16 protein-coding genes and 17 pseudogenes are annotated in these 25,498 nt (G+C 36.8%); 18 read left to right on the plus strand and 15 right to left on the minus strand.

The window, feature by feature from the left end; genetic code table 11:
- Nucleotides 1–100: 100 nt before the first annotated feature.
- From AYJ55_RS17940 to AYJ55_RS29635, 4 genes and pseudogenes are all read right to left on the minus strand, one after another.
- Nucleotides 101–634, minus strand: a complete 534-nt coding sequence (locus tag AYJ55_RS17940) for an IS630 family transposase (protein WP_162505291.1) — start codon at nt 632–634, stop codon at nt 101–103.
- Complete coding sequence (locus AYJ55_RS17945; RefSeq protein ID WP_063653415.1) at nt 558–923, minus strand: IS630 transposase-related protein; 366 nt, start codon at nt 921–923, stop codon at nt 558–560. The genes AYJ55_RS17940 and AYJ55_RS17945 overlap by 77 nt, the downstream gene beginning before the upstream one ends.
- 32 nt (nt 924–955) lie before the next feature.
- Nucleotides 956–2,025: pseudogene (locus AYJ55_RS33600) on the minus strand (IS3 family transposase); the annotation flags it as partial.
- A 73-nt stretch (nt 2,026–2,098) separates the two neighbouring features.
- A pseudogene (locus tag AYJ55_RS29635) lies at nt 2,099–2,291 on the minus strand (IS982 family transposase); the annotation flags it as partial.
- A gap of 450 nt (nt 2,292–2,741) precedes the next feature.
- Between AYJ55_RS29635 and AYJ55_RS26840 the strand changes: the two are divergent.
- A pseudogene (locus AYJ55_RS26840) lies at nt 2,742–3,832 on the plus strand (IS91 family transposase).
- Nucleotides 3,833–4,074: 242 nt separating this feature from the next.
- Here the strand turns inward: AYJ55_RS26840 and AYJ55_RS36280 are convergent.
- Nucleotides 4,075–4,596, minus strand: a pseudogene (locus tag AYJ55_RS36280) (IS91 family transposase); the annotation flags it as partial.
- Nucleotides 4,597–5,360: 764 nt separating this feature from the next.
- On the opposite strand from AYJ55_RS36280, the gene AYJ55_RS17980 reads away from it, so the two are divergent.
- Entirely contained in the window at nt 5,361–6,893 is a 1,533-nt protein-coding gene (locus AYJ55_RS17980; RefSeq protein WP_063657496.1) for an NEL-type E3 ubiquitin ligase domain-containing protein, read from the plus strand.
- On the opposite strand, the gene AYJ55_RS17985 is transcribed toward AYJ55_RS17980, so the two are convergent.
- Nucleotides 6,890–8,026, minus strand: coding sequence for an anthrax toxin-like adenylyl cyclase domain-containing protein (locus tag AYJ55_RS17985; RefSeq protein ID WP_187153312.1), 1,137 nt, complete (start codon nt 8,024–8,026; stop codon nt 6,890–6,892). The genes AYJ55_RS17980 and AYJ55_RS17985 overlap by 4 nt on opposite strands.
- A 437-nt stretch (nt 8,027–8,463) precedes the next feature.
- On the opposite strand from AYJ55_RS17985, the gene AYJ55_RS17990 reads away from it, so the two are divergent.
- The 5 genes and pseudogenes from AYJ55_RS17990 to AYJ55_RS18010 all read left to right on the plus strand — a co-directional run.
- On the plus strand, nt 8,464–8,829 hold the full coding sequence (locus tag AYJ55_RS17990; RefSeq protein ID WP_063653415.1) for an IS630 transposase-related protein: 366 nt from the start codon (nt 8,464–8,466) through the stop codon (nt 8,827–8,829).
- Nucleotides 8,798–9,286, plus strand: coding sequence for an IS630 family transposase (locus AYJ55_RS17995; RefSeq protein ID WP_063653499.1), 489 nt, complete (start codon nt 8,798–8,800; stop codon nt 9,284–9,286). Before AYJ55_RS17990 ends, AYJ55_RS17995 begins: the two co-directional genes overlap by 32 nt.
- 291 nt (nt 9,287–9,577) lie before the next feature.
- A pseudogene (locus tag AYJ55_RS18000) lies at nt 9,578–9,880 on the plus strand (transposase); the annotation flags it as partial.
- 103 nt (nt 9,881–9,983) lie between these two features.
- Complete coding sequence (locus tag AYJ55_RS18005; RefSeq protein ID WP_063653812.1) at nt 9,984–10,883, plus strand: transposase family protein; 900 nt, start codon at nt 9,984–9,986, stop codon at nt 10,881–10,883.
- Nucleotides 10,884–10,922: 39 nt separating this feature from the next.
- Nucleotides 10,923–11,501 (plus strand): annotated as a pseudogene (locus AYJ55_RS18010) (IS3 family transposase); the annotation flags it as partial.
- Nucleotides 11,502–11,512: 11 nt separating this feature from the next.
- Here AYJ55_RS18010 and AYJ55_RS26850 read toward each other — a convergent pair.
- Nucleotides 11,513–12,046, minus strand: coding sequence for an IS630 family transposase (locus AYJ55_RS26850; RefSeq protein ID WP_342668169.1), 534 nt, complete (start codon nt 12,044–12,046; stop codon nt 11,513–11,515).
- Nucleotides 11,970–12,335, minus strand: a complete 366-nt coding sequence (locus AYJ55_RS18015) for an IS630 transposase-related protein (protein ID WP_063653415.1) — start codon at nt 12,333–12,335, stop codon at nt 11,970–11,972. The genes AYJ55_RS26850 and AYJ55_RS18015 overlap by 77 nt, the downstream gene beginning before the upstream one ends.
- A 34-nt stretch (nt 12,336–12,369) precedes the next feature.
- Between AYJ55_RS18015 and AYJ55_RS26855 the strand changes: the two are divergent.
- The 3 genes and pseudogenes from AYJ55_RS26855 to AYJ55_RS18025 all read left to right on the plus strand — a co-directional run.
- A pseudogene (locus AYJ55_RS26855) lies at nt 12,370–12,522 on the plus strand (IS3 family transposase); the annotation flags it as partial.
- 37 nt (nt 12,523–12,559) lie between these two features.
- Nucleotides 12,560–12,925 (plus strand): IS630 transposase-related protein, encoded by a 366-nt coding sequence (locus AYJ55_RS18020; RefSeq protein ID WP_063653415.1) that lies wholly within the window; start codon nt 12,560–12,562, stop codon nt 12,923–12,925.
- Nucleotides 12,894–13,382 (plus strand): IS630 family transposase, encoded by a 489-nt coding sequence (locus tag AYJ55_RS18025; protein WP_063653499.1) that lies wholly within the window; start codon nt 12,894–12,896, stop codon nt 13,380–13,382. Before AYJ55_RS18020 ends, AYJ55_RS18025 begins: the two co-directional genes overlap by 32 nt.
- A 98-nt stretch (nt 13,383–13,480) precedes the next feature.
- Here AYJ55_RS18025 and AYJ55_RS26860 read toward each other — a convergent pair whose 3' ends face one another.
- On the minus strand, nt 13,481–13,600 hold the full coding sequence (locus AYJ55_RS26860; RefSeq protein WP_162505712.1) for an Rpn family recombination-promoting nuclease/putative transposase: 120 nt from the start codon (nt 13,598–13,600) through the stop codon (nt 13,481–13,483).
- A 93-nt stretch (nt 13,601–13,693) separates the two neighbouring features.
- Here AYJ55_RS26860 and AYJ55_RS18030 point away from each other — a divergent pair.
- A pseudogene (locus AYJ55_RS18030) lies at nt 13,694–13,894 on the plus strand (helix-turn-helix domain-containing protein); the annotation flags it as partial.
- A gap of 151 nt (nt 13,895–14,045) precedes the next feature.
- Nucleotides 14,046–15,086 carry an IS481 family transposase gene (locus tag AYJ55_RS18035; protein ID WP_063656735.1) on the plus strand — a complete coding sequence of 347 codons (1,041 nt, stop codon included), beginning with the start codon at nt 14,046–14,048 and terminating at the stop codon, nt 15,084–15,086.
- Nucleotides 15,087–15,145: 59 nt separating this feature from the next.
- Here AYJ55_RS18035 and AYJ55_RS18040 read toward each other — a convergent pair.
- Nucleotides 15,146–15,598: pseudogene (locus AYJ55_RS18040) on the minus strand (transposase family protein); the annotation flags it as partial.
- On the opposite strand from AYJ55_RS18040, the pseudogene AYJ55_RS26865 reads away from it, so the two are divergent.
- Nucleotides 15,594–15,941 (plus strand): annotated as a pseudogene (locus AYJ55_RS26865) (integrase core domain-containing protein); the annotation flags it as partial. The pseudogenes AYJ55_RS18040 and AYJ55_RS26865 overlap by 5 nt on opposite strands.
- A gap of 151 nt (nt 15,942–16,092) precedes the next feature.
- Here AYJ55_RS26865 and AYJ55_RS18050 read toward each other — a convergent pair.
- Both AYJ55_RS18050 and AYJ55_RS18055 read right to left on the minus strand, forming a co-directional pair.
- Nucleotides 16,093–17,214 (minus strand): hypothetical protein, encoded by a 1,122-nt coding sequence (locus AYJ55_RS18050; protein ID WP_063657499.1) that lies wholly within the window; start codon nt 17,212–17,214, stop codon nt 16,093–16,095.
- A 113-nt stretch (nt 17,215–17,327) separates the two neighbouring features.
- Entirely contained in the window at nt 17,328–17,654 is a 327-nt protein-coding gene (locus AYJ55_RS18055) for a hypothetical protein (RefSeq protein WP_187153314.1), read from the minus strand.
- A 47-nt stretch (nt 17,655–17,701) separates the two neighbouring features.
- Between AYJ55_RS18055 and AYJ55_RS33620 the strand changes: the two are divergent.
- Nucleotides 17,702–18,459 (plus strand): annotated as a pseudogene (locus AYJ55_RS33620) (IS3 family transposase); the annotation flags it as partial.
- 188 nt (nt 18,460–18,647) lie between these two features.
- On the opposite strand, the pseudogene AYJ55_RS36285 reads toward AYJ55_RS33620, so the two are convergent.
- Nucleotides 18,648–18,767, minus strand: a pseudogene (locus AYJ55_RS36285) (transposase zinc-binding domain-containing protein); the annotation flags it as partial.
- Between the two features lie 291 nt (nt 18,768–19,058).
- Between AYJ55_RS36285 and AYJ55_RS26875 the strand changes: the two are divergent.
- Nucleotides 19,059–19,504 (plus strand): annotated as a pseudogene (locus tag AYJ55_RS26875) (transposase); the annotation flags it as partial.
- 224 nt (nt 19,505–19,728) lie between these two features.
- Here the strand turns inward: AYJ55_RS26875 and AYJ55_RS18080 are convergent.
- Nucleotides 19,729–23,055, minus strand: a complete 3,327-nt coding sequence (locus AYJ55_RS18080) for an inverse autotransporter beta domain-containing protein (protein ID WP_063657504.1) — start codon at nt 23,053–23,055, stop codon at nt 19,729–19,731.
- A 470-nt stretch (nt 23,056–23,525) separates the two neighbouring features.
- On the opposite strand from AYJ55_RS18080, the pseudogene AYJ55_RS18085 reads away from it, so the two are divergent.
- The 3 pseudogenes from AYJ55_RS18085 to AYJ55_RS36295 all read left to right on the plus strand — a co-directional run.
- Nucleotides 23,526–24,002: pseudogene (locus tag AYJ55_RS18085) on the plus strand (recombinase family protein).
- Nucleotides 24,003–24,077: 75 nt separating this feature from the next.
- A pseudogene (locus AYJ55_RS36290) lies at nt 24,078–24,376 on the plus strand (IS701 family transposase); the annotation flags it as partial.
- 218 nt (nt 24,377–24,594) lie between these two features.
- A pseudogene (locus AYJ55_RS36295) lies at nt 24,595–24,729 on the plus strand (IS982 family transposase); the annotation flags it as partial.
- Nucleotides 24,730–24,760: 31 nt separating this feature from the next.
- On the opposite strand, the pseudogene AYJ55_RS18090 reads toward AYJ55_RS36295, so the two are convergent.
- A pseudogene (locus AYJ55_RS18090) lies at nt 24,761–25,276 on the minus strand (recombinase family protein).
- Nucleotides 25,277–25,498: the final 222 nt, after the last annotated feature.

A 25,498-nucleotide genomic window follows, 5' to 3' on the forward strand; every position in this document is an offset into this window, starting at 1 on the left:
TGACTGTTCACGGAACAGTCGCTCTGATTCGTTTGGCGTTAATCCACCGTTATACCAGTGAGGTCTTATATCGCTATATAGCTAGGCGACTTAATTTTGATTACAGCATATGTATTAAAAACAGGTCATCGATAGTGCATCCTGTTTCCATCTTTTTACGTTTAGCTTGAGACCATTTATGTTCTATAGGATTTAAATCTGGTGAATACACAGGCAAATATTCTATCTGGTGTCCTGCGTTTATAATTGCCTGTTCAATATTCTTACCTTTGTGAAAGCTAGCGTTGTCCATAAAAATAACAGAATTTTCAGGAAGTTCTGGGAGCAATATTTTTGTGATCCAAACATAAAAAACATCACGATTAATATTGCAATCAAATAATCCGATAGCAAAAAGGGTTGTTCCCAATAAAGCGCCAATAACATTTGTTCTTCCCTTAGCACCCCAGTTTTTCAGGCCAAAACAACGGTGACCTTTTGGGGAATAGCCGTGAGTTCGTGGAGTGTCATGTGAAAAACCACTTTCATCAATAAAAACAACAGATTTATCTTTTTTTTCATACTGTTGTCTTTTTTGCTGATGTGCCAGCCTGTCGCTTTCGTTGGTTTTTGGATGGAATAGAGTTTTTTTTATAGGTTAATCCCAGCTTTTTAAGGGATTGCCAAATAGTCTTTTTACAAACACCGAATCGCTCTGCCCGTTCCTTTTGGTAAGCATCTGGATACTGTTCCACATCTTTTGCTAAAGCATTTTTATCGAGCTTCCTCTTACGTGGCGTTGAATTTTTTGGCTCTGGTCGTTTAAGCCAACGTACTAAAGACGCTTTTCCAATACGGAATTGTTTCGCAGTTTCTCGAATTGTTAAACCTTCGGCTTTCCTTACAGATATTACTTTACGTCGAAAATCAATTGTATAACTCATAACACACCTTGTAATCAAAATTAAGTCGCCTAGCTATAGTAGTGGGTTATGTAGCGAATAATGGCTGACTGAGCAGTACTAAAGCTTTGGTAGCCAGTCGTTGGCACCCATTCGGTCTTCAGACTACGGAAGAATCGTTCCATCGGACTATTATCCCAACAATTCCCTCTGCGACTGATACTTTGGGTCATCTGATAACGCCACAATGCCTGCCTATACTGACGACTGGTATAATGACTTCCCTGATCACTATGGAACATCACCTGTTTGGGATGCCCACGTAGTTCCCAAGCCATTTGTAGTGCTTTGGCGGTTAATTCTGAGTCTGGTGCAAATGACATTGCCCAGCCCACCGGTTTTCGGGCAAACAAATCCAATACCACAGCCAGATAGGCCCATCGTGAGCCTGTCCAAATGTAGGTTACATCGCCGCACCAAACCTGGTCAGGCTTTGTAACAGCGAACTGCCTATTGAGCAGATTTGGAATATCAATACGTTCATTTCCACCGCGGTTGTATTTATGTTTTCGCTCTTGGCAACTGACGATGATTAATTCTTTCATCAACTTACCCGCTAACCACCGCCCAAGTTTCACGTTGTGTGTATTGGTAACCATCGTGGCGATAGTCCTTGCGCCAGCAGAGCCGCCACTAACGTTCCACGCTTCGCTGACTAGGCTACGTTTTATCGTCCGCTCAATATCTGGCTCCTTAGGCCGACACCAATAGCGATAACTGCTTCGGTGAACATTAAAAATACGACACAAAGTTTTCACCGGATAAAGCACTCTTAGCTTTTCAACTACCGAAAATTTTTCAGTGAGTCGGACATTAAGAGCGCAGTAGCCTTTTTTAAGATGTCATTCTCCATTTCCAGCCGGTGGATTTTTTTCTTCATTTCTCTGAACTCAATTTGTTCAGGTGTTAATGGCAGACCAGGCGATGTTTTCCCTTGACGTTCTAAACGAAGGGCTCTTACCCACCTGCTAATCGCTGAAAGACTGACGTTCATGCCTTTCGCGGCTTCCTGGTAGGTGTAATTTTGGTCAAGGACTAATTTGGCGGTTTCACATTTAAATTCAGCAGTAATTATTTTACTCATTTCAGCACCTATAAAAATTATGAGGTAAGCATATCACCTCAACTTAGGTGGCCAAATTTAGTATGCCACTACAATAAAATACCTTGAATTGGCTGAATCGGAGTTGATGAAACAAAACAACCAGTGTCATCATTTCAGCCAATGAAAGCTGAGTAGACCGTCTACGATGCTTACTACCGTTATTCAGCAAAATTTCATGCATTTTTGGCTCGAAGTCTTTACAAAAATCATCCATCAGGCAATAAAAGTTCAGTAAGATTTTCCATCATTGTTTAACAATGCTCTACTCTTTTACCAAATTGTTGGAGTATTTTAACGAAATATGCACATTCAACTATTTGAATAGCAAGACTTTCACTTTATTTCTTATCCCGAACTCAGGTTATTTAACCTGAGTTCGGGATAAGCGATAGTTGCGAGAAAATAAAAATAGCCGATTTATTAAAAAATATTTTAAAATCAATAAGATAAAAAAGAAGGAAAATTCTTAGTGATAGATAGAAGGTTAAAAAAAGAAGCTATTTTTCTCTACTAAAATCATGAAAAAAAACAAAATTAATACTGTTTTATGTAATTATTTTAAATTAACTATTTGAATATGTGATAAAAAATTAGGATCCTTATCCCCAAGATGGTCGCCTATGGCGACGACTTGTCATTGCTTGTTAGTACTGGTATAACCCGATACCTATTGTCTCAATCTTTTGGTCCCTTTTATGTCACCGCGTTTTAGTCATGTTTTTCAATTTGGTCAACGCTGGCTCAATTGGCTTAATCGTCAACCCCCTGATTGTGTCCGCACTGTTGTGATGGAAACCATGGTAAAGATTATGGCTTGCGGCACTTCGCTTATGGGGGGGGTCAATTTGGCGCTGTCCTGACCCTCAATGTAATTCTGAGAAACGGGTTAAATTTACCTGCAAAAATCGAAGCTGCCCACATTGTGGCGTCAAAGCTTGCCTACAATGGATTAACTTCTCGGTGAAATGAATCGATTAGCCGCTGATGTGATATTAACCATCTGCCGTAACCTCAATATCACCCTGGGCGTTTTCACTGCCATCCATACCTGGGGACGAGACCAAAAATGGCATCCGCATATTCATTTTTCAACCACAGCCGGCGGGGTGACTAAAAATAATACCTGGCGGGATATCAGCTTTTATCGCGAAAACATTATGACAATGTGGCGATAACGGCATTATTGAGAAAACATTATTACACGCTCACCATTCCCGATGAGCTTAAAGCTGAAGGAAGAAGTAAAGCATCATGGAATCAATTACTTAACACTCACGACAAACGCGGGTGGAATATTAATCTTTCTGATATTCTTTCCAATATTACCCATGTCACCCTTTATCTCGGATTTTATCTAAAGAAACCCCCTGTCTCGATCAGTCGCTTAAAACATTATTCCGGCGAAGATAACATCACGTTACGCTATAAGAGCCACCGCACGAAAAAACAGGAAGACCTGGTCATGAAATCCGATGAATTTATTACACGGTTTGCGTCTCATGTGCCAGAAAAATGGTTTCACATGATCCGCTATTACGGCTTTTTAAGTCCATCAGCACGGATGCGAAAAATGTTAACGGAGGTTGTTTATCCTTTAGCCCAGCAAGATAAAAAACCCGCTAAAAAAGTCACCTGGCGAAACATGTATCAACACGTCTTTAAAGTCGATCCACTTGCTTGTCTCTTATGTGGGAAAAAATTACTTTTCGCAGGAATGAATTTTGGATTGAATCGTAAAGAACTTATGGCACGTCACCATGATCTGGCTTGTTTGCGGTGGCGATAAAAACTCACGATAGGGTAGATCTATCCTTTTGTTCAAAATTGATTAATAATTAATCGTTTTTTAACCATCTATTCCGTTCCTTATTCTCAACCTTCAACATAATTTTGGCAAAATTTAGAAGAAAATAAAAAGGATTTCATCATGGCGCAGGTTAATGAGTAACCATTTCGGGTATTAATTTCTTATACATGAACTCAGGTTATTTAGCTAAAAAGCGGATCAGTTTTCGGTGATCGTTGACAATGTTTACTATCCAAACCGCCCCGGGTGACGGAGACATGGATATGCGGATGTTGATTGAGTTGCCCTGCATAAGCGTGCAAGGCACAGAAGATACCGATTTTACTAGCCTGTTTGCGCGCCCATTGCAGTATAGCCCTGATGGCGGCGCGAAACAAGGCGTTAAGCAGCGGCCAGTTATTGTTGAAAAAAGGCCAAAGGAGATGGGGCATGGTGAAAGTAATATGTTGCCAGTCGCAGTCGGGTAAAATATGAACCTGCTGTGCTAATCACTGCTCTGTGGCTTTGAAGCAGCATGAGCTGCAGGATTTTGACTTACAGCTCTGGCAGAAAAAACGGCTGTGAGAACAATCAGGCGAAGCGCAAGAATAGCGTCGGACACCCATGGAACAAGTGCCGCAGGCAAGCATACGCTCGACAGATAGACGGGTCCACGAACTGACGCTGTCACCGTGTTTTTCGAGGAATTTATTCCAGCCGTTATCGATGGTGAAAAGCAGTTTGGCAGGACGCGGGATATACATCTGAGCACGAGTTTCGCACCAATAAAAAAACGCTCTATTTTTAAGTTTAATTCAGCATAATATATAAATAGACAAAATCTTATAAATTAAAAGCAACTTATTGTAATTTAAACAAATTTATACGTTTTAGTAACTTGCAAATTAACCATTGCTTTTAAGCCATTTCTGGAATTTTATATGCCTGTGCGAAACTCGTGAAAAGTACTCAGCTCATTAACATCCCCTAAGCAGCATAGCTGCGCCGCTCACGCGGAGCGTGCTACGTTCTTTAATCAGTACTTCTCTCTTACATATGATTGGGTCTGGAATATCAACCGTAGCGGGCTTTTCTGGTATTAAGCCTGTTGCTAAATAAAGGCATTAATTAGAATTTATCAAAAAATTAAAAGTTGACTATAAAATAATCACACTTAAAATTGAAAATAATCCATTTTAGATTAAAAAATAAACCACTCTCGTGTTTTTGAGGTGTATGTGAGTCGTTTTTGTTTAAAGCAGCGTGAGTTCACTATTTGGCAACAGGCTTATTGCATTTAGCCTATATCAGGCTCATAAACAATATAAAATAAATTCACACAGGGATAAATGGAATGAATTCGATACTATACTTTCTAAAATGTATACTTATTTAAAAATTAAGATGCAATCAGAATAGATTACAGCGTGTTTTATGGCTAGGTATCATCACACAGTGTTTCAGGTTATCGATTTGCAGCCGTAGGCTCATTCGTTCGATTCATTATAAGTAGAATAGGCGTTAGAGCATGGATAAAATAAATATAGATATTTACAGTGATAAAGTCATTCCTCAAACAATTATTTCAAGCAATGAAGATTCACTTATTTCTCAATGGGAGAGATGGAAGAACTCTATGGAGAGCGGAGGAGGAGAATACAGAGATGTTGCTTTTGAACGCATTAAGGAATGTATTAAAAATAGTAATTTTTTTCTTGATTTAGCAGGTTTAGAACTAACTGAATTACCTAATGCTTTTCCTCTTTTTTTAAAAGAAATTGATATAAGTTACAATAAGTTAAAATATTTACCTGATGTTTTACCTAATGATCTACAAGAACTCTATGTTATATGTAATTTATTAACATGTTTACCTAACAATCTTCCAGAAAAATTACAAAAGCTCTATGTAATGTGCAATAAATTAACACATTTACCAAACAATCTCCCTGCTAGCTTACAAGAACTTTATGTAAGCGATAACAAGTTAACTTACTTACCTGATATCCTTCCTGCTTCTTTAAAAGAACTTTATGTAAGCGATAACAAGTTAACGCATTTACCAAACAACCTTTCTGCTGGTTTAGAAGAACTTAATGTTAGTAATAACAAGTTAACTTACTTACCTGATATCCTTCCTGCTTCTTTAAAGAAATTGGATGCATCAAATAATCCAATTCTATCCATAGCTTTATGGGACAAAAATGCTAATATTAATACATGGAAAATTATTGCTGCTGAAGAGCATTTTCAAGTATTTACTCTGTTTTTAGAAAGGCTTCATCAAGGAAATAACGCAAAGAGTACAGAATTAAGAAAAGTAGTTGTTGATTGGCTCAACTTTCTAGCAAAAGAGGAGAATAGTGCAATTAGAAAACAAACTTTTCTAATTGCACAGGAAGTCACTGAAAATTGTGTAGACCGTGCTTCTTTTTACTTTAATGAAATGCACTCATTGATAATCGAAGATAAAATAATAAAAAATAATAATAAGATAGAGGATGCCATTGACGCAATAAGATGTATCTTTCGTAGGAAATTACTTGAAAAAATAGCTGCGGCACATTGTGAAAATAGACGTAATATTTCCCCTAGTTTTTCGGAAGATATAGAAATATATCTTGCTTATCAATATCGATTACGTGATGAATTGTCATTACCTGTTTATACACAATTAGAATTTGGATACATAGCGGAATTAACAGAAGAAGATTTACATAAAGCAAAATTAAACGTACTTGAAGAAGAAAAACAGCATTTTATTCGTTATCTTGTAACAGAATCAGCGTGCTGGAAGAAAATACTCAAAAATTGGAATGAAGTTGAATATGATAATATACAAAGCGAATTTCATAAAAGAATAGCTTCAGATGATTTCAATAATCAGATTGATGTTAAATTAAAATCAGAAAAATTTCCTATCGAAAATGATACTCGTATACAGTTAATTAAGAAAATAACTGACGATATGGTTTATAAAGATTTTTTGTATCTAACAAAGAAATTTTTGTTAGATACAAATTCCTTATATTTCTTAAATGAATTACATTCTAATTTTTAAAGATTTTTAGTGAATTTATTTATTATAAGTTCAAAGTTAGGTCTTTTAACCGAAGCAACTTCCTTTTCCCACCCAGGATTAGTTTGAACATAATAACCATATTCTTTAGCTTCTTTAATAAAAGAAGCTAAATCCTCAGAGTTTTTTATAATACATAACTCTGAGTAGTCTCCGATCTTTTTTGGTAATGCTAAGGTAATAGGATAATTATCTTCTACTTGAGTAAACGGGTTTGCAGAATCAGTGCTATGGTGTATCACTTTTTCTCCTTCACCAACTAATTTTTTATTAAATATTTCAATCATATTAGATATTCGCGCTGAGGCATTGCCTAAAGCTGGATTTTCTTTACTTAGAAAATACTCTTTATCATTTTTGAGTCTGTGTAATTCACTATTTTTTGCTGTTATTTTATATCGTTCAGTACGCTTTTTAAAAACTTCATGAGATATATCTTTATTAGGTAAGTTATCTAATGGCCCAAATTCTTCCATTGATGGACAAATCATAAATAAATCGTAATCGGCTGTTATTGGTTTATTTTTCCCTGGGTATGATAATACCTCTATATTATTACCATTATATAAAACGTTAAAATCTGCTTCAGAATCAAAACCATATGATTTTCTTTGTAATTCAAAAATATAAGTTTTTCCACTCGTTCCTTCTGCTTTTAGCTCACCACCGTTAAGAGGAAAATCTTTTATGGCACCTAATCTTACTAGAGTTTCTAGCCTCTGTTTTGATACAGATAAAGGGATTTTTATTGCATTATTTTTTTTAATAGATCTTTCTATTTCAATATTATATTTATCTATCACACTAGCATCTTTATGTTCTAATTTACTAAATTTTTGATCAGCACAAATTAGCCCAGCTTGAGGGCCCCAAGATGCACTTTTACCTTTAATATTAAAATTTTTGGTAGGATATCCATTTTCAATATATTCAGTTGCAAATTTATCAACTGGACGTATAGAGATTATACAGTTCATTTCTTTTGCTAATTCATGTAAAGGAATTAAATGTGAAGAACACACTCCTGTATCTTTTTTAACCATATCAACTAATTGTTGAATCTCATTTTCATTTTTTTTTATTTCATTTTCATGAATTGAAATATTTTTATACACAGATAAATTGCTATTGTTTACTTTGTACATTGTGTGTATTTCCCATGGTGTATCAAAATTGTTTTTTAAATTATTTTTAAGATTGCATAAGCAATTGAGTTATATCATTTCTGTTTGATACAGCATTTCAGTATTTTTACTTAATTTTTAATAAAATTTTAGTATTTTTAACTAAATTTTGTGTATAAAAAGTAACTCGCTGCGTAAGTCCTATTTAATTTGGAGTAGTTAGCAGAATTATGAAGCATTTAAACGGTATTAAATTTCGGTTTAACGTGCTTTGGCATCAGCTTAAAAAATCGGGTTAATACTGAATTTGCTGTATTCAAAATTCCTCCTGCGTGAGCGAATTAGAAAACCTCGCGTATTGCTCCATAAGCGCCGATAATTTTTTAACTGTATAGCTAGGCGACTTAATTTTGATTACAAGGTGTGTTATGAGTTATACAATTGATTTTCGACGTAAAGTAATATCTGTAAGGAAAGCCGAAGGTTTAACAATTCGAGAAACTGCGAAACAATTCCGTATTGGAAAAGCGTCTTTAGTACGTTGGCTTAAACGACCAGAGCCAAAAAATTCAACGCCACGTAAGAGGAAGCTCGATAAAAATGCTTTAGCAAAAGATGTGGAACAGTATCCAGATGCTTACCAAAAGGAACGGGCAGAGCGATTCGGTGTTTGTAAAAAGACTATTTGGCAATCCCTTAAAAAGCTGGGATTAACCTATAAAAAAAACTCTATTCCATCCAAAAACCAACGAAAGCGACAGGCTGGCACATCAGCAAAAAAGACAACAGTATGAAAAAAAAGATAAATCTGTTGTTTTTATTGATGAAAGTGGTTTTTCACATGACACTCCACGAACTCACGGCTATTCCCCAAAAGGTCACCGTTGTTTTGGCCTGAAAAACTGGGGTGCTAAGGGAAGAACAAATGTTATTGGCGCTTTATTGGGAACAACCCTTTTTGCTATCGGATTATTTGATTGCAATATTAACCGTGATGTTTTTTATGTTTGGATCACAAAAATATTGCTCCCAGAACTTCCTGAAAATTCTGTTATTTTTATGGACAACGCTAGCTTTCACAAAGGTAAGAATATTGAACAGGCAATTATAAACGCAGGACACCAGATAGAATATTTGCCTGTGTATTCACCAGATTTAAATCCTATAGAACATAAATGGTCTCAAGCTAAACGTAAAAAGATGGAAACAGGATGCACTATCGATGACCTGTTTTTAATACATATGCTGTAATCAAAATTAAGTCGCCTAGCTATAAACGACTTAGTTCTAGATATGATTAGACAAAATAAAAATAGTGAAATAGACAGAAAACAGTTATCTAAGGTAGTGTTCAAAAATCTGTGTCATATCTTAAACTCAAAAAAAAGAGGTATGACATATGAGAAATCAATCATTTAATTTTGATGAAGCGTTGAAGCAATTACAATCAGGTAAAAATTTACTCGGTATGTAGTGGCATACTAAATTTGGCCATCTAAGTTGAGGTGATATGCTTACCTCATAATTTTTATAGGTGCCGAAATGAGTAAAATAATTACTGCTGAATTTAAATGTGAAACCGCCAAATTAGTCCTTGACCAAAATTACACCTACCAGGAAGCCGCGAAAGGCATGAACGTCAGTCTTTCAGCGATTAGCCGGTGGGTAAGAGCCCTTCGTTTAGAACGTCAAGGGAAAACATCGCCTGGTCTGCCATTAACACCTGAACAAATTGAGTTCAGAGAAATGAAGAAAAAAAATCCACCGGCTGGAAATGGAGAATGACATCTTAAAAAAGGCTACTGCGCTCTTAATGTCCGACTCACTGAAAAATTTTCGGTAGTTGAAAGCTAAGAGTGCTTTAAAATAGTTGCTGAATAGAGACTTGCATTTTTTGTCACGCTATAGACAATAAAAAGAGGTTTAACTTAGAAAATAACGGTTTGAAATGATCAACAAAGAGCGGTTGTTACGAGATAATCGTTTATGTAAAGCAATCATTGGATTATCAGTCGAAGAATTGAAAAATTTAGCCGCTGAATTTTCAGCTTGTTATTTGATTTATCGGAAAAAGAATCGAAAAGATCACGAGCGGCAGATGGGTGCAGGGCAGAAAGGATTTATCCCAACCCCATTAGATAAACTGCTTTTTATTTTATTGTATTTAAAATGTTATCCGACCTATGATTTGCAAGGACTTCTTTTTGGTTTAGATAGAACACGGGTATGTCGCTGGGTAAAAATATTATTGCCGGTTTTAGAGATGACCTTGGGGCGAGAATGTGTTTTGCCCGCTCGTCAAATTCGCTCTGCTGAGGAATTTTTTCGCGCCTTTCCTGGAGTTAAAGACGTCTTTATTGATGGGACAGAGCGACCTGTCCAAAAGCCTAAGAATCTGCGTCGGCGAAAAAAAATGTATTCGGGAAAGAAAAGACAGACCACTCGAAAAGGGCTTATTATGACTGACGAAACGAGGAAAATTGGATTTATCCCCATGATCAAAAATGGGCGCCGTCACGATAAACGCTTACTCGATAAAGTCGATATAATTCGCCATATTCCCCCTGAGGTAACCATCTGGGCCGATACCGGTTTTCAAGGTATAGATAAACAGCATCCTAATACACAAATCCCAAAAAAAGGAACTCGAAAAAGACCTTTATCGCCTGAACAAAAACAAGAAAATAAAATAATCTCGGGCATCCGTATTACGGTTGAACACGCCATCGCGGGTATCAAGCGCCTCGGTTGTATGACCCAAATTTTACGGAATCGTAGACCCTTTATTGATGATACCTTTTTACTCCTTAGTGCCGGTCTTTGGAATTTCCATCTCAGAACAGCCTAAAATTTACTTCAATCACCGAAATACCCTTATTTCACTATTAAGCAACACGCTTTTTATCCGGTGAAAACTTTGTGTCGTATTTTTAATGTTCACCGAAGCAGTTATCGCTATTGGTGTCGGCCTAAGGAGCCAGATATTGAGCGGACGATAAAACGTAGCCTAGTCAGCGAAGCGTGGAACGTTAGTGGCGGCTCTGCTGGCGCAAGGACTATCGCCACGATGGTTACCAATACACACAACGTGAAACGTGGGCGGTGGTTAGCGGGTAAGTTGATGAAAGAATTAATCATCGTCAGTTGCCAAGAGCGAAAACATAAATACAACAGCGGTGGAAATGAACGTATTGATATTCCAAATCTGCTCAATAGGCAGTTCGCTGTTACAAAGCCTGACCAGGTTTGGTGCGGCGATGTAACCTATATTTGGACAGGCTCACGATGGGCCTATCTGGCTGTGGTATTGGATTTGTTTGCCCGAAAACCGGTGGGCTGGGCAATGTCATTTGCACCAGACTCAGAATTAACCGCCAAAGCACTACAAATGGCTTGGGAACTACGTGGGCATCCCAAACAGGTGATGTTCCATAGTGATCAGGGAAGTCATTATATAGCTAGGCGACTTAATTTTGATTACGGCATATGTATTAAAAACAGGTCATCGATAGTGCATCCTGTTTCCATCTTTTTACGTTTAGCTTGAGACCATTTATGTTCTATAGGATTTAAATCTGGTGAATACACAGGCAAATATTCTATCTGGTGTCCTGCGTTTATAATTGCCTGTTCAATATTCTTACCTTTGTGAAAGCTAGCGTTGTCCATAAAAATAACAGAATTTTCAGGAAGTTCTGGGAGCAATATTTTTGTGATCCAAACATAAAAAACATCACGATTAATATTGCAATCAAATAATCCGATAGCAAAAAGGGTTGTTCCCAATAAAGCGCCAATAACATTTGTTCTTCCCTTAGCACCCCAGTTTTTCAGGCCAAAACAACGGTGACCTTTTGGGGAATAGCCGTGAGTTCGTGGAGTGTCATGTGAAAAACCACTTTCATCAATAAAAACAACAGATTTATCTTTTTTTTCATACTGTTGTCTTTTTTGCTGATGTGCCAGCCTGTCGCTTTCGTTGGTTTTTGGATGGAATAGAGTTTTTTTTATAGGTTAATCCCAGCTTTTTAAGGGATTGCCAAATAGTCTTTTTACAAACACCGAATCGCTCTGCCCGTTCCTTTTGGTAAGCATCTGGATACTGTTCCACATCTTTTGCTAAAGCATTTTTATCGAGCTTCCTCTTACGTGGCGTTGAATTTTTTGGCTCTGGTCGTTTAAGCCAACGTACTAAAGACGCTTTTCCAATACGGAATTGTTTCGCAGTTTCTCGAATTGTTAAACCTTCGGCTTTCCTTACAGATATTACTTTACGTCGAAAATCAATTGTATAACTCATAACACACCTTGTGATCAAAATTAAGTCGCCTAGCTATACCAGTCGTCAGTATAGGCAGGCATTGTGGCGTTATCAGATGACCCAAAGTATCAGTCGCAGAGGGAATTGTTGGGATAATAGTCCGATGGAACGATTCTTCCGTAGTCTGAAGACCGAATGGGTGCCAACGACTGGCTACCAAAGCTTTATAGCTAGGCGACTTAATTTTGATCACAAGGTGTGTTATGAGTTATACAATTGATTTTCGACGTAAAGTAATATCTGTAAGGAAAGCCGAAGGTTTAACAATTCGAGAAACTGCGAAACAATTCCGTATTGGAAAAGCGTCTTTAGTACGTTGGCTTAAACGACCAGAGCCAAAAAATTCAACGCCACGTAAGAGGAAGCTCGATAAAAATGCTTTAGCAAAAGATGTGGAACAGTATCCAGATGCTTACCAAAAGGAACGGGCAGAGCGATTCGGTGTTTGTAAAAAGACTATTTGGCAATCCCTTAAAAAGCTGGGATTAACCTATAAAAAAAACTCTATTCCATCCAAAAACCAACGAAAGCGACAGGCTGGCACATCAGCAAAAAAGACAACAGTATGAAAAAAAAGATAAATCTGTTGTTTTTATTGATGAAAGTGGTTTTTCACATGACACTCCACGAACTCACGGCTATTCCCCAAAAGGTCACCGTTGTTTTGGCCTGAAAAACTGGGGTGCTAAGGGAAGAACAAATGTTATTGGCGCTTTATTGGGAACAACCCTTTTTGCTATCGGATTATTTGATTGCAATATTAATCGTGATGTTTTTTATGTTTGGATCACAAAAATATTGCTCCCAGAACTTCCTGAAAATTCTGTTATTTTTATGGACAACGCTAGCTTTCACAAAGGTAAGAATATTGAACAGGCAATTATAAACGCAGGACACCAGATAGAATATTTGCCTGTGTATTCACCAGATTTAAATCCTATAGAACATAAATGGTCTCAAGCTAAACGTAAAAAGATGGAAACAGGATGCACTATCGATGACCTGTTTTTAATACATATGCTGTAATCAAAATTAAGTCGCCTAGCTATAGTACTGCTCAGTCAGCCATTATTCGCTACATAACCCTAACGCCAAACGAATCAGAGCGACTGTTCCGTGAACAGTCAGGGTAGGGTGGCCAATTTTAGTTGACCACTACAAATTTCATCCGGCAGCCAAATCTCAAAGAAGTCTTTAGCCGTCTTTTTTTCACTCAGAAATTGGCGAAATACAGCATCATGTATATTAGTCTTAACTTAATCCGACAATTCTGATTTAAAAAAGAGCGTTACCGGTTTTAATTAACATCATTAGATAATTAAATAAAAGGTAATTCTATGTATCAAACAAATAATCCTATCATCAAACATAAAGTCGGGTTACTTAACCTCGCTGAAGAGCTTAATAACGTCTCAAAAGCCTGTAAGATTATGGGGGTATCCCGAGATACGTTTTATCGCTACCAGGAACTTGTTAACGATGGTGGGATAGACGCTTTAATTAATCAAAATCGACGGGTTCTGTCCGTCAGTATACGTAACACCGGTAACCCATGCTGGGAATAAAAAGGGAGAACCTTGTCATTTAATAAATTGTATTAGTCTTAACTTAATCCGACAATTCTGATTTAAAAAAGAGCGTTACCGGTTTTAATTAACATCATTAGATAATTAAATAAAAGGTAATTCTATGTATCAAACAAATAATCCTATCATCAAACATAAAGTCGGGTTACTTAACCTCGCTGAAGAGCTTAATAACGTCTCAAAAGCCTGTAAGATTATGGGGGTATCCCGAGATACGTTTTATCGCTACCAGGAACTTGTTAACGATGGTGGGATAGACGCTTTAATTAATCAAAATCGACGGGTGCCTAACGTAAAAAATAGAGTAGATGAACAGATTGAAAGCGCTGTAGTCGAGTATGCGATTGAATACCCTGCACACGGTCAACACCGCAGTAGTAATGAACTAAGAAAAAAAGGCATTTTTGTTTCGGGGAGTGGCGTTCGCTCTATTTGGCTGCGCCATAATCTCGAAAATTTTACAAAACGCCTAAAAGCGCTTGAAGATAAAATCGCAACAGAAGGAATTATCCTGTCAGAATCACAAATCAGTGCTCTAGAAAAGAAAGCGCAAGATGATGAAGCCTGTGGTGAGATTGAAACAGCGCATCCAGGTTATCTGGGTTCACAAGATACTTTTTATGTCGGTCATTTAAAAGGCGTTGGTCGTGTTTATCAACAAACTTACATTGATACTTACAGTAAAGTCGTTCATTGTAAGCTTTACACAACAAAAAGCGCGATAACGGCGGCAGATTTATTAAATGACAAGGTTCTCCCTTTTTATTCCCAGCATGGGTTACCGGTGTTACGTATACTGACGGACAGAGGCAGTGAGTATTGTGGTAAAGTTGAACATCACGATTATCAACTTTATCTCGCTATCAATGATATTGATCATACAAAAACTAAAGCTCGTTCACCTCAAACTAATGGGATTTGTGAACGCTTTCATAGAACTGTATTACAAGAGTTCTATCAGGTGGCTTTTCGTAAGAAAATCTATAGGGCTTTAAATGAATTACAAGCTGATTTAGATAAATGGTTAGCGGAATATAATAACCAACGCACTCATCAAGGAAAAATGTGTTGCGGTCGAACTCCTATGGCAACTTTACACGATGGAAAACAACTTTGGAGAGAGAAAGATTTAAATCAAATTTAACCTGACAGGTACTGTATAAATAACCGGCAACTGTCAGATTAAGTCTGAGCTACTACAAATAAATCTGCCGCCGTTATCGCGCTTTTTGTTGTGTAAAGCTTACAATGAACGACTTTACTGTAAGTATCAATGTAAGTTTGTTGATAAACACGACCAACGCCTTTTAAATGACCGACATAAAAAGTATCTTGTGAACCCAGATAACCTGGATGCGCTGTTTCAATCTCACCACAGGCTTCATCATCTTGCGCTTTCTTTTCTAGAGCACTGATTTGTGATTCTGACAGGATAATTCCTTCTGTTGCGATTTTATCTTCAAGCGCTTTTAGGCGTTTTGTAAAATTTTCGAGATTATGGCGCAGCCAAATAGAGCGAACGCCACTCCCCGAAACAAAAATGCCTTTTTTTCTTAGTTCATTACTACTGCGGTGTTGACCGTGTGCAGGGTATTCAATCGCATACTCGACTACAGCGCTTTCAATCTGTTCATCTACTCTATTTTTTACGTTAGGCACCAGAGGCAGTGAGTATTGTGGTAAAGTTGAATATCACGATTATCAACTTTATCTCGCTATCAATGATATTGATCATACAAAAACTAAAGCTCGTTCACCTCAAACTAATGGGATTTGTGAACGCTTTCATAAAACTGTATTACAAGAGTTCTATCAGGTGGCTTTTCGTAAGAAAATCTATAGAGCTTTAAATGAATTACAAGCTGATTTAGATAAATGGTTAGCGGAATATAATAACCAACGCACTCATCAAGGAAAAATGTGTTGCGGTCGAACTCCTATGGCAACTTTACACGATGGAAAACAACTTTGGAGAGAGAAAGATTTAAATCAAATTTAACCTGACAGGTACTGTATAAATAACCGGTAACTGTCAGATTAAGTCTGATCTACTACACATCATGGGGCGTTGGGGTGAATTTTTTAATCATTTAAGATTTAAGCGTACCTTCTAATATACTGACATGCTGATATGCTGATATGCTGATATGCTAATATGCTGATGGATAATTTTCCCTATTCTCTAAAATAAAATTATCTATTTCTTTGAGTAATTCTGGTTTATTAACATTTGTTTTATCTACTTTCGCATAAATATCACCATTTATTGGTCCTTTATAATATTTATTAGACGAAATTTGTGATGAATTAAATTGAATTTCCTCATAAATAGGTTCATTACTCTGGTTGTATGACTCTAAATGAATAGGTTGATTATGGAGTTCATAAGAACTATGAAATCTTTCTTTAAAAGGATTTTGATATAACCAAATAACTTGACTATTAAATTCCTCAGCTAAAAATTTTATTACCTCTTTTTTTGCTTTTTCCTCAATTTTATGTAAATTGGCATAGGCTTTATAAAGCCATTCTTTAGGTGTCCGTCGCGTGTCAAAAACTTCATTAACATCTATATATCTTTGTGCTGAGTTATTGTAATAATCGAAACATTTTATTTGTAACGAAATCCATTCTTGAATAATACGTGGCTCTTGTACCATTTTTTCTTTTGTAAAATCGTTTAATAAATTCAAATGAAAATTTCTTTTATTTAAAAAATAAATTTCTTTAGTTGGCGCTGAAATACCTTTTATTTCACCATTAGGCATATAAGATATTTTATCTAAAGCGTTAAAAACATTTTCACTCTTCTTAAGATTGTTGGTCTCTAAGAATCCACTTTTATTGGTTAATTCTGCTTCTTTGATAGCAGAAATATCTTTTTTTGTATTTTTTACTCCATACACGAATTGATGTTCATCAATTACTCCAGTTATAGAAAAGGTAAAAATACAGTTTTCTTTTTCTTGTTTTATAGACGCTTGGAATTTATCTTTATAAGAGGGATATACCATTTCACTGAGTTTATGAAAAGAAACTATTTTTTTAAATACTTCTTGATTGCTTAACCCATCATTATTGTGAGTTAACTCGTAAATGTGCTTCAATGCTTCACTTTTATTGGTTCCACAAAGCCAGTCTTTAATTTTTTCCCATACTCCAATATATGTAGCTTCTTCTTTTGAAGAACTATTAATAGCGTGCTGAACATCTTCATGGCTAAGGGTTCTATCGAATAGGAATAAAGAATTACCTTGAATAGGAAGTGACATAATAGCTCCTTTTTTACCTCAAATTTGTTTTTATTATTACAAATAAACAAGGTATAGTGAATACGCTATATATGTATACTTCATCACATAATCCAGCCATACAAAAACGCCCCCTATCTTCTCAGGGGCATTTTTGCTTTAATGACTCGGACTAAATCGGTATTTCTTCCGTTCTTCGAGCACTGCGCCCGTCTCTTTGGCGTTTTTGTCCGCCTCAAAAAATCCGTGGACGATTCACCGTCTGGAAATCGCCAAGCGTTACTGCCGTTTGCGAGCCTTGCCATCCACACTTCGCTATCTTTGTTGGGTGGAATTAACCGCTTTTTGCTCGCTTTCATTTTTTCACGGAGTTGAATTTTTTCGTCATCAGACAACTCGGCGGACAATACTGTACAATGCTCAACGATTTCAGCATGTAGTGGCATACTAAATTTGGCCACCTAAGTTGAGGTGATATGCTTACCTCATAATTTTTATAGGTGCCGAAATGAGTAAAATAATTACTGCTGAATTTAAATGTGAAACCGCCAAATTAGTCCTTGACCAAAATTACACCTACCAGGAAGCCGCGAAAGGCATGAACGTCAGTCTTTCAGCGATTAGCCGGTGGGTAAGAGCCCTTCGTTTAGAACGTCAAGGGAAAACATCGCCTGGTCTGCCATTAACACCTGAACAAATTGAGTTCAGAGAAATGAAGAAAAAAATCCACCGGCTGGAAATAGAGAATGACATCTTAAAAAAGGCTACTGCGCTCTTAATGTCCGACTCACTGAAAAATTTTCGGTAGTTGAAAAGCTAAGAGTGCTTTATCCGGTGAAAACTTTGTGTCGTATTTTTAATGTTCACCGAAGCAGTTATCGCTATTGGTGTCGGCCTAAGGAGCCAGATATTGAGCGGACGATAAAACGTAGCCTAGTCAGCGAAGCGTGGAACGTTAGTGGCGGCTATGCTGGCGCAAGGACTATCGCCACGATGGTTACCAATACACACAACGTGAAACGTGGGCGGTGGTTAGCGGGTAAGTTGATGAAAGAATTAATCATCGTCAGTTGCCAAGAGCGAAAACATAAATACAACCGCGGTGGAAATGAACGTATTGATATTCCAAATCTGCTCAATAGGCAGTTCGCTGTTACAAAGCCTGACCAGGTTTGGTGCGGCGATGTAACCTATATTTGGACAGGCTCACGATGGGCCTATCTGGCTGTGGTATTGGATTTGTTTGCCCGAAAACCAAAGCAATGGTTAATTTGCAAGTTACTAAAACGTATAAATTTGTTTAAATTACAATAAGTTGCTTTTTATTTATAAGATTTTGTCTATTTATATATTATGCTGAATTAAACTTAAAAATAGAGCGTTTTTTTATTGGTGCGAAACTCGTGTAATCGATTCATTTCACCGAGAAGCCAACGGTTGGCGTGAATAATAGGTCAATATTCACAAGGCATGGTAAAAGTGATATGCTGCCAAGGAACTTCGGGTAACCAAGCTAGTGTATTGTTAATCCATTGTAGGCAAGCTTTGACGCCACAATGTGGGCAGCTTCGACTTTTGCAGGTAAATTAATCCGTTTCTCAGAATTACATTGAGGGTCAGGACAGCGCCAAATTGACCACCCCATAAGCGAAGTTCCGCAAGCTATAATCTTTACCATGGTTTCCATCACAACAGTGCGGACACTATCAGGGGGTTGGCGATTAAGCCAATTGAGCCAGCGTTGACCAAATTGAAAAACATGACTAAAACGCGGTGACATAAAAGGGACCAAAAGATTGAGAAAATAGGTATCGGGTTATACCAGTACTAACAAGCAATGACAAGTCGTCGCCATAGGCGACCATCTTGATCAAATTCGCAATAGCTTACGTTATATGCCAGTAAAGACCAAAAAGCCTTTATGGCTGATTTAAAGCCGGTTTATCGTGCAGATACTAAGCGGCTGCTGAGCCTTGATGAACTGGAAACGAAATGGGGTGAAAAATACCCGATAGTGCTAGAATCCTGGCGAAGTAAATGGGAGTTGCTCAGTGCTTATTTTCGATACCCTAAAGCCATTAGAAAACCCATTTATACGACCAATGTAGTAGAGGCGGTTCATCGGTAGTTTAGGATATTAACTAAAACCAAAGGGGCTTTTCCTAATGAAAACAGCTTATTAAAATTACTCTATATTGGCATCAATCAGGTATCCAACAAATGGACTATGCCGATTAGTAACTGGGCGTTAACCATTGCTCAATTGTCCATCTATTTTAAAGGGCGCCTAGATGGTATAATCAAAATATAAAATCCCCTGACACATAATTATGAACACCCTCCGGTCTAACTCCTATGGCAACTTTATACGAGGGAAAACAACTTTGGCGAGAAAAAGATTTAAATCAAATTTAACCTGACAGATACTGTATAAATAACCGGTAACTATCAGATCAAGTATGAGCTACTACACATAAATCCCCGCCATTCACAACGGGTTTTTACGGCTATTTTTGATAATGTGGTTTATGAAGGTTATTCGTCACCTCTTTTCATATTTCTTGGATTATTTTGCATATCGCCAATAATATTATAGAAATAGGATTTTGTATCTGAATCAGCCCAGCCATTGATCTTGAAAGTCGCCCTCAAATCAGTACCTATGGTGGTAGCTTTATAACTTTTAGTATAGATACCACTATCTTTATCTTTTTCTGTCCAAGATTTATTTTCTGCTGTTGTATTTGGGAGGTTTACTACATAAATTTTATTGGAATCTAAATCTCCAGCTTTCCCAGTTATGCCTTTATCTTTCGCATCTTTTAAGGTTAGCGTAACCTTTATTTCTTCATCTTTATTATAGGTGACTTTATCTAGCTTAATCTTTGAATGTGTCGGCATAGGGTAATTAGAAGTAATTTTGTAGTCTGCTGATTCAATCTTCCAGTTTGAAAACTGTAAAGTTGCTTTTTGATTACCACTTTCAACATCAGCTATATAGATTTTAGTATAGATGCCATTATTGTTCTTATCTTTCCATGAATCATTTGTTGCTTTTGCATTTGGTACTTTTACATACGTGTTGGAAGCTAATTCCATAGCTTTACCTGTTATATTATTACCTTTAACATCTTTCAAGGTGACTGTAACTAGCATATCATCACCTTTGTTATAGATATTTTTGTCTAACGTAATTGTTGACTTCATATACGCAGGGTTACCGGTAGTAATTGCGTAATTAGCTGATTCAACTGCACTCTTCCAATATGGAAGCTTTACAGTTGCTTTCAGGTTTTCACCTACAGTCTCGGCCTTATAGATTGTAGTATAGGTCCCAGCTTCATTTTCTTTCCATTTTTCACCTATTTTCATTTTTGCATTCGGTACTGTTACTACCGCATCAGTTAATTCTGCAACTTTTCCAGTTACGCTATTACCATACAAATCTTTCAAGGTTACCGTAACCAGCATATCACTCCCTGATGGATATTTAGTGTCACCTAACGTAATTGTTGACTTCTCAGTCGCAGGATTACCGGCAGTAATAGCGTAACCACTTGAGCTAACTGAATCCTTCCAGTCTTTTAGTTTAAAAGTCGTTTTTAGTCCAACCCCTACATTTTCTGCCTTATATACTATAGTATAGATCCCCGCTTCCTTTTCTTCCCATGTGGCACCTTCTTTTACTTTAGAATTTGGTACGTCTATTTCTGTTATGGAGGTTAATTCTAAGGCCTTTCCGGTTATGCTATTACCTTCTCCATCTTTCAAAGTTACGGTAACCAGCATATCACTCCCTGCTGGATAGATTTTTTTATCTAATGTAATGGCTGAATTTTCATGCGCATTGTTACCAGCAGTAACAGCGTAGTCAGCTGATTTAAGCTTAGCATTCCAGTAGTTCATCTTAAAAGTTGCTTTTAGGCCAGCGCCTAGATCATGAGCTCTAAACTGTATAACATAGATACCATCTTCTTGTTCTTCCCATTTGGTGTTTTCTTTCGCCCTTGCATTTGGTACATCCAGTTCTGCAGTGTCGGTCAATTCTGAGGCTTTTCCGGTTACACTATTCCCATACAAATCTTTCAAGGTTACCGTAACATTTATGTCACTATTTGCGGGATAGCTTGTTTTATCTAACGTAATTGTTGACTTCATATACGCAGGGTTACCGGTAGTAATTGCGTAATTAGCTGATTCAGTTGTACCCTTCCAATCTGGAAGCTTTACAGTCGCTTTCAGGTTTTCACCTACAGTCTCGGCCTTATAAATTGTAGTATAGGTCCCAGCTTCATTTTCTTTCCATTTTTCACCTATTTTCATTTTTGCATTTGGTACATTTACTACATTAGTCGAAGTGAGTTCTGAGGCTTTTCCTGTTATGCTATTATATTTCCCATCTTTCAAGGTTACCGTAACCTTCATATCACTATTTGCGGGATAGATGTCTTTATCTAAAGTAATCGTTGAATTCTCATGCGCATTCTCTCTATCAGGTATGACTTTGATTAAAGTGATGGCTTTGTTTGATTCATTACCTTTATTATCTATTCCTACAGCAGTCAATTGATATTCTTGAGGAGGATTGTTGTTTGTTTTATTAATATACTGTGGAAGGGCAAGTTTTACTTGACTGCTTGACATCTTGCGATAACGTCCACCATCTGAGATAAAATTAGCGGAAGGTTCCCAACGAACATCTTTCAAACCATATTTTGCATTATTAACAGTCGCTGAAATAGTAATTATTTTTCCTGCTTTCTCTGTTATTGCATTTGGTGTGGAAATGCTAATTATATTTTGCTTACGATATTCCATAACAATATCATAATTCCGATCGACAAAATCATACTTATTGCCAACCAAACTATGCATCATACCAACTGAATCATGGTCTAACTGTTGTGACAATGGTACCCCAAAACGATAAGTAATATCTAAACCAAGCATTGTGTTATTAACATCACCGACCGAACGCTCGCCTTTCAGGGTGATTAAGGGGATTGGCGTGTAATTCACACCAAATGTGAATGAGTAAGGGTCTTTTTTTAACTCATTTGGATTAGCACCCGTAGCAAGGTGAACAGCTTTGCCAAAATATTGCTCATATTTGATGCTACCACCCAATTGAGGGTAAGCGGGTAAATACGCTTGAGCGTTAATATCAAAACCAGATGCTGGACGCTCAATATAATTATCCATTACGGATATCTTTGATTGGTGCCAGTTGGTCAAGCCAAAATAACTATTAGCCGCCAGTTTTAGATAATCTGTCCACGCTTCACCGCCAATGCCTAATCTGGAATTTCTACCAGTATAATCATAATCATAAAAGGTATTAATGCCACACATCCAATTTTTATAATATTGACGATAGCCAAATCCAAGGTTAGCTGTGTTTCTTTCTGTATTATTTCTGATTCCAAACTGGGTAAATAAAAGACTATTATGCCCATCAATAACAGGTAATAAAAAATCCCCAGAAATGTTTTTATCTGTATCTATAAAAAAGCGAGCAGTGCCGTATTGTCCAAGCCAATCGTTTACTTTTTTGTTAACCAGCTTTTCTCCAAGATTTTTAGTGTAATTAATCGCTGCATTCTTTGAATTATCGCTTGATAGAATATTACCCACTTGTGAAACAGATGAAGCTAATGTTTCTTCATAGTTTTCTTTTTCAGTATCATGGTAGTTCTTTCTGTCTTGTTCGATTACTGATTGTATCCCTGACGTTTTTTTAGGTATATCTGGGTCTGCAACCACTTTTGCTATAGAAAAGAATAGAACATAGAATAACTGAACAAATAATAAAAAACAGGCTGTTATTTTACTAAAATTACCTATTTTTTTAATTCTAAGCATAACATTCAACCCCTTCACACTCATACTTGATTACAATGAATGTATTTAATTAACAATATATTAAATATAAACTGATATTTAGGAATTTCAAAAAAATATAGAAGATTTTTAAATAAAAAGGTTATGTCGCATTAAAACTATCTGTCTGATTGTCAACGATCACCGAAAACTGATCTACTTTTTAGCTAAATACGATCAATCAAATATGAGCATAAGTTTGCATTGAATGTTAGATATATGTTAAAGGAGGATGTTATGGCTTATCGTTCTTTACTCTCTAACACGAGTTTCGCACCAATAAAAAAACGCTCTATTTTTAAGTTTAATTCAGCATAATATATAAATAGACAAAATCTTATAAATAAAAAGCAACTTATTGTAATTTAAACAAATTTATACGTTTTAGTAACTTGCAAATTAACCATTGCTTTTAAGCCATTTTTGGAATTTTATATGCCTGTGCGAAACTCGTGTCTAACTCCAGCACTCAGCAATCACTGCGTAAAGGTGACACGTTAGTTGTCTGGAAACTATCTCGATTGGCGCGATCTCTGACCCGTGTCATCAAAACTGTCACAGATATTGGCGAGCACTGAATTGCCTTAAAAGTTTTGACGAAAAATATCGATACAAGGACGCCAGAAGCAAGGTTATTTTTCCATATGACGGCTGCCATTGATGAATTCCAGCGGGAGCTTATCGTCGAAAATACCCGCGCAGGTCTGAAAGCTGCAGCCAAACGTGGAAGACGTGGTGGAAGAATAAAAGCAATGAATGAGCAAACCATCAAATATGCTAAGGCCATGCTTAAAGACACAGAAAACTCCCCCTTCATAGGTGATATCATCGATCAGCTTAAAATCGGTCGGACTGCCTTCTACCGATATTTTCCAACTGACCGTATAAAAGAACTCAGAAAAGAGCACTTTTACAGCACCAAACCCTAAGTTATACACGAGTTTCTCAAGCTCCGAAAAAGAAGTATAAAGTTCAAAACAAGAAAAAATTAGGATGTTTATATTTTGTCAGTTTATCCATGCATTAAATATATCTACAAAACATTCTTACAAGTAAGCAGTGTGAGATACTCTGGTTTGGCGTTATCAGAAGTAAGCCCATCACCTTGTCTCATGACACTATTAGTCGATGGTTAAAAAGCAGGTGTTTTCGACCTAAAGACCTGTGGAGATTAATTGAAACATCTATAGACAAAAAAAGCCCTTGTGTACTAATAGCTGACGATACGCTAATTGCCAAAACACGTAGTAAAAAAATAGAGATGGTTCATTATCAGTATTCAGGTAACGAACATGATGTTATTTTATTGCTGGCATAGGTTTAGTTAACACGAGTTTCGCACCAATAAAAAAACGCTCTATTTTTAAGTTTAATTCAGCATAATATATAAATAGACAAAATCTTATAAATAAAAAGCAACTTATTGTAATTTAAACAAATTTATACGTTTTAGTAACTTGCAAATTAACCATTGCTTTTAAGCCATTTCTGGAATTTTATATGCCTGTGCGAAACTCGTGTCTTTGTCAAATAGAGCATACGCGGCACCGCTCTCCTGCTAACTTTGTAGTGAATTTATTAGCCGGGCGGGTTGCATATTGTTTAATTCTATCTAAACCAAAGATACCTGTGGCAGGAACATCTCTTCAAGCATAATTGATAATGCTTATCCCGAACTCAGGTTAACTTAGGGTTTGGTGCTGTAAAAGTGCTCTTTTCTGAGTTCTTTTATACGGTCAGTTGGAAAATATCGGTAGAAGGCAGTCCGACCGATTTTAAGCTGATCGATGATATCACCTATGAAGGGGGAGTTTTCTGTGTCTTTAAGCATGGCCTTAGCATATTTGATGGTTTGCTCATTCATTGCTTTTATTCTTCCACCACGTCTTCCACGTTTGGCTGCAGCTTTCAGACCTGCGCGGGTATTTTCGACGATAAGCTCCCGCTGGAATTCATCAATGGCAGCCGTCATATGGAAAAATAACCTTGCTTCTGGCGTCCTTGTATCGATATTTTTCGTCAAAACTTTTAAGGCAATTCAGTGCTCGCCAATATCTGTGACAGTTTTGATGACACGGGTCAGAGATCGCGCCAATCGAGATAGTTTCCAGACAACTAACGTGTCACCTTTACGCAGTGATTGCTGAGTGCTGGAGTTAGAGAGAAAGAACGATAAGCCATAACATCCTCCTTTAACATATATCTAACATTCAATGCAAACTTATGCTCATATTTGATTGATCGTATTTAGCTAAAAAGTAGATCAGTTTTCGGTGATCGTTGACAATCAGACAGATAGTTTTAATGCGACATAACCTTTTTATTTAAAAATCTTCTATATTTTTTTGAAATTCCTAAATATCAGTTTATATTTAATATATTGTTAATTAAATACATTCATTGTAAATAAGTGTGAGTGTGAATA

Source organism: Candidatus Arsenophonus triatominarum, assembly GCF_001640365.1.
Classification (GTDB): Bacteria; Pseudomonadota; Gammaproteobacteria; order Enterobacterales; family Enterobacteriaceae; genus Arsenophonus; species Arsenophonus triatominarum.

Bases quoted from the DNA above. Each gene is read 5' to 3' on its own strand.
- AYJ55_RS18015 (WP_063653415.1), bottom strand. From the start codon at position 12,335: ATGAGTTATACAATTGATTTTCGACGTAAAGTAATATCTGTAAGGAAA.
- AYJ55_RS18080 (WP_063657504.1), bottom strand. From the start codon at position 23,055: ATGCTTAGAATTAAAAAAATAGGTAATTTTAGTAAAATAACAGCCTGT.
- AYJ55_RS17980 (WP_063657496.1), top strand. From the start codon at position 5,361: ATGGATAAAATAAATATAGATATTTACAGTGATAAAGTCATTCCTCAA.
- AYJ55_RS17945 (WP_063653415.1), bottom strand. From the start codon at position 923: ATGAGTTATACAATTGATTTTCGACGTAAAGTAATATCTGTAAGGAAA.
- AYJ55_RS18020 (WP_063653415.1), top strand. From the start codon at position 12,560: ATGAGTTATACAATTGATTTTCGACGTAAAGTAATATCTGTAAGGAAA.
- AYJ55_RS18050 (WP_063657499.1), bottom strand. From the start codon at position 17,214: ATGTCACTTCCTATTCAAGGTAATTCTTTATTCCTATTCGATAGAACC.
- AYJ55_RS18035 (WP_063656735.1), top strand. From the start codon at position 14,046: ATGTATCAAACAAATAATCCTATCATCAAACATAAAGTCGGGTTACTT.
- AYJ55_RS17990 (WP_063653415.1), top strand. From the start codon at position 8,464: ATGAGTTATACAATTGATTTTCGACGTAAAGTAATATCTGTAAGGAAA.
- AYJ55_RS18005 (WP_063653812.1), top strand. From the start codon at position 9,984: ATGATCAACAAAGAGCGGTTGTTACGAGATAATCGTTTATGTAAAGCA.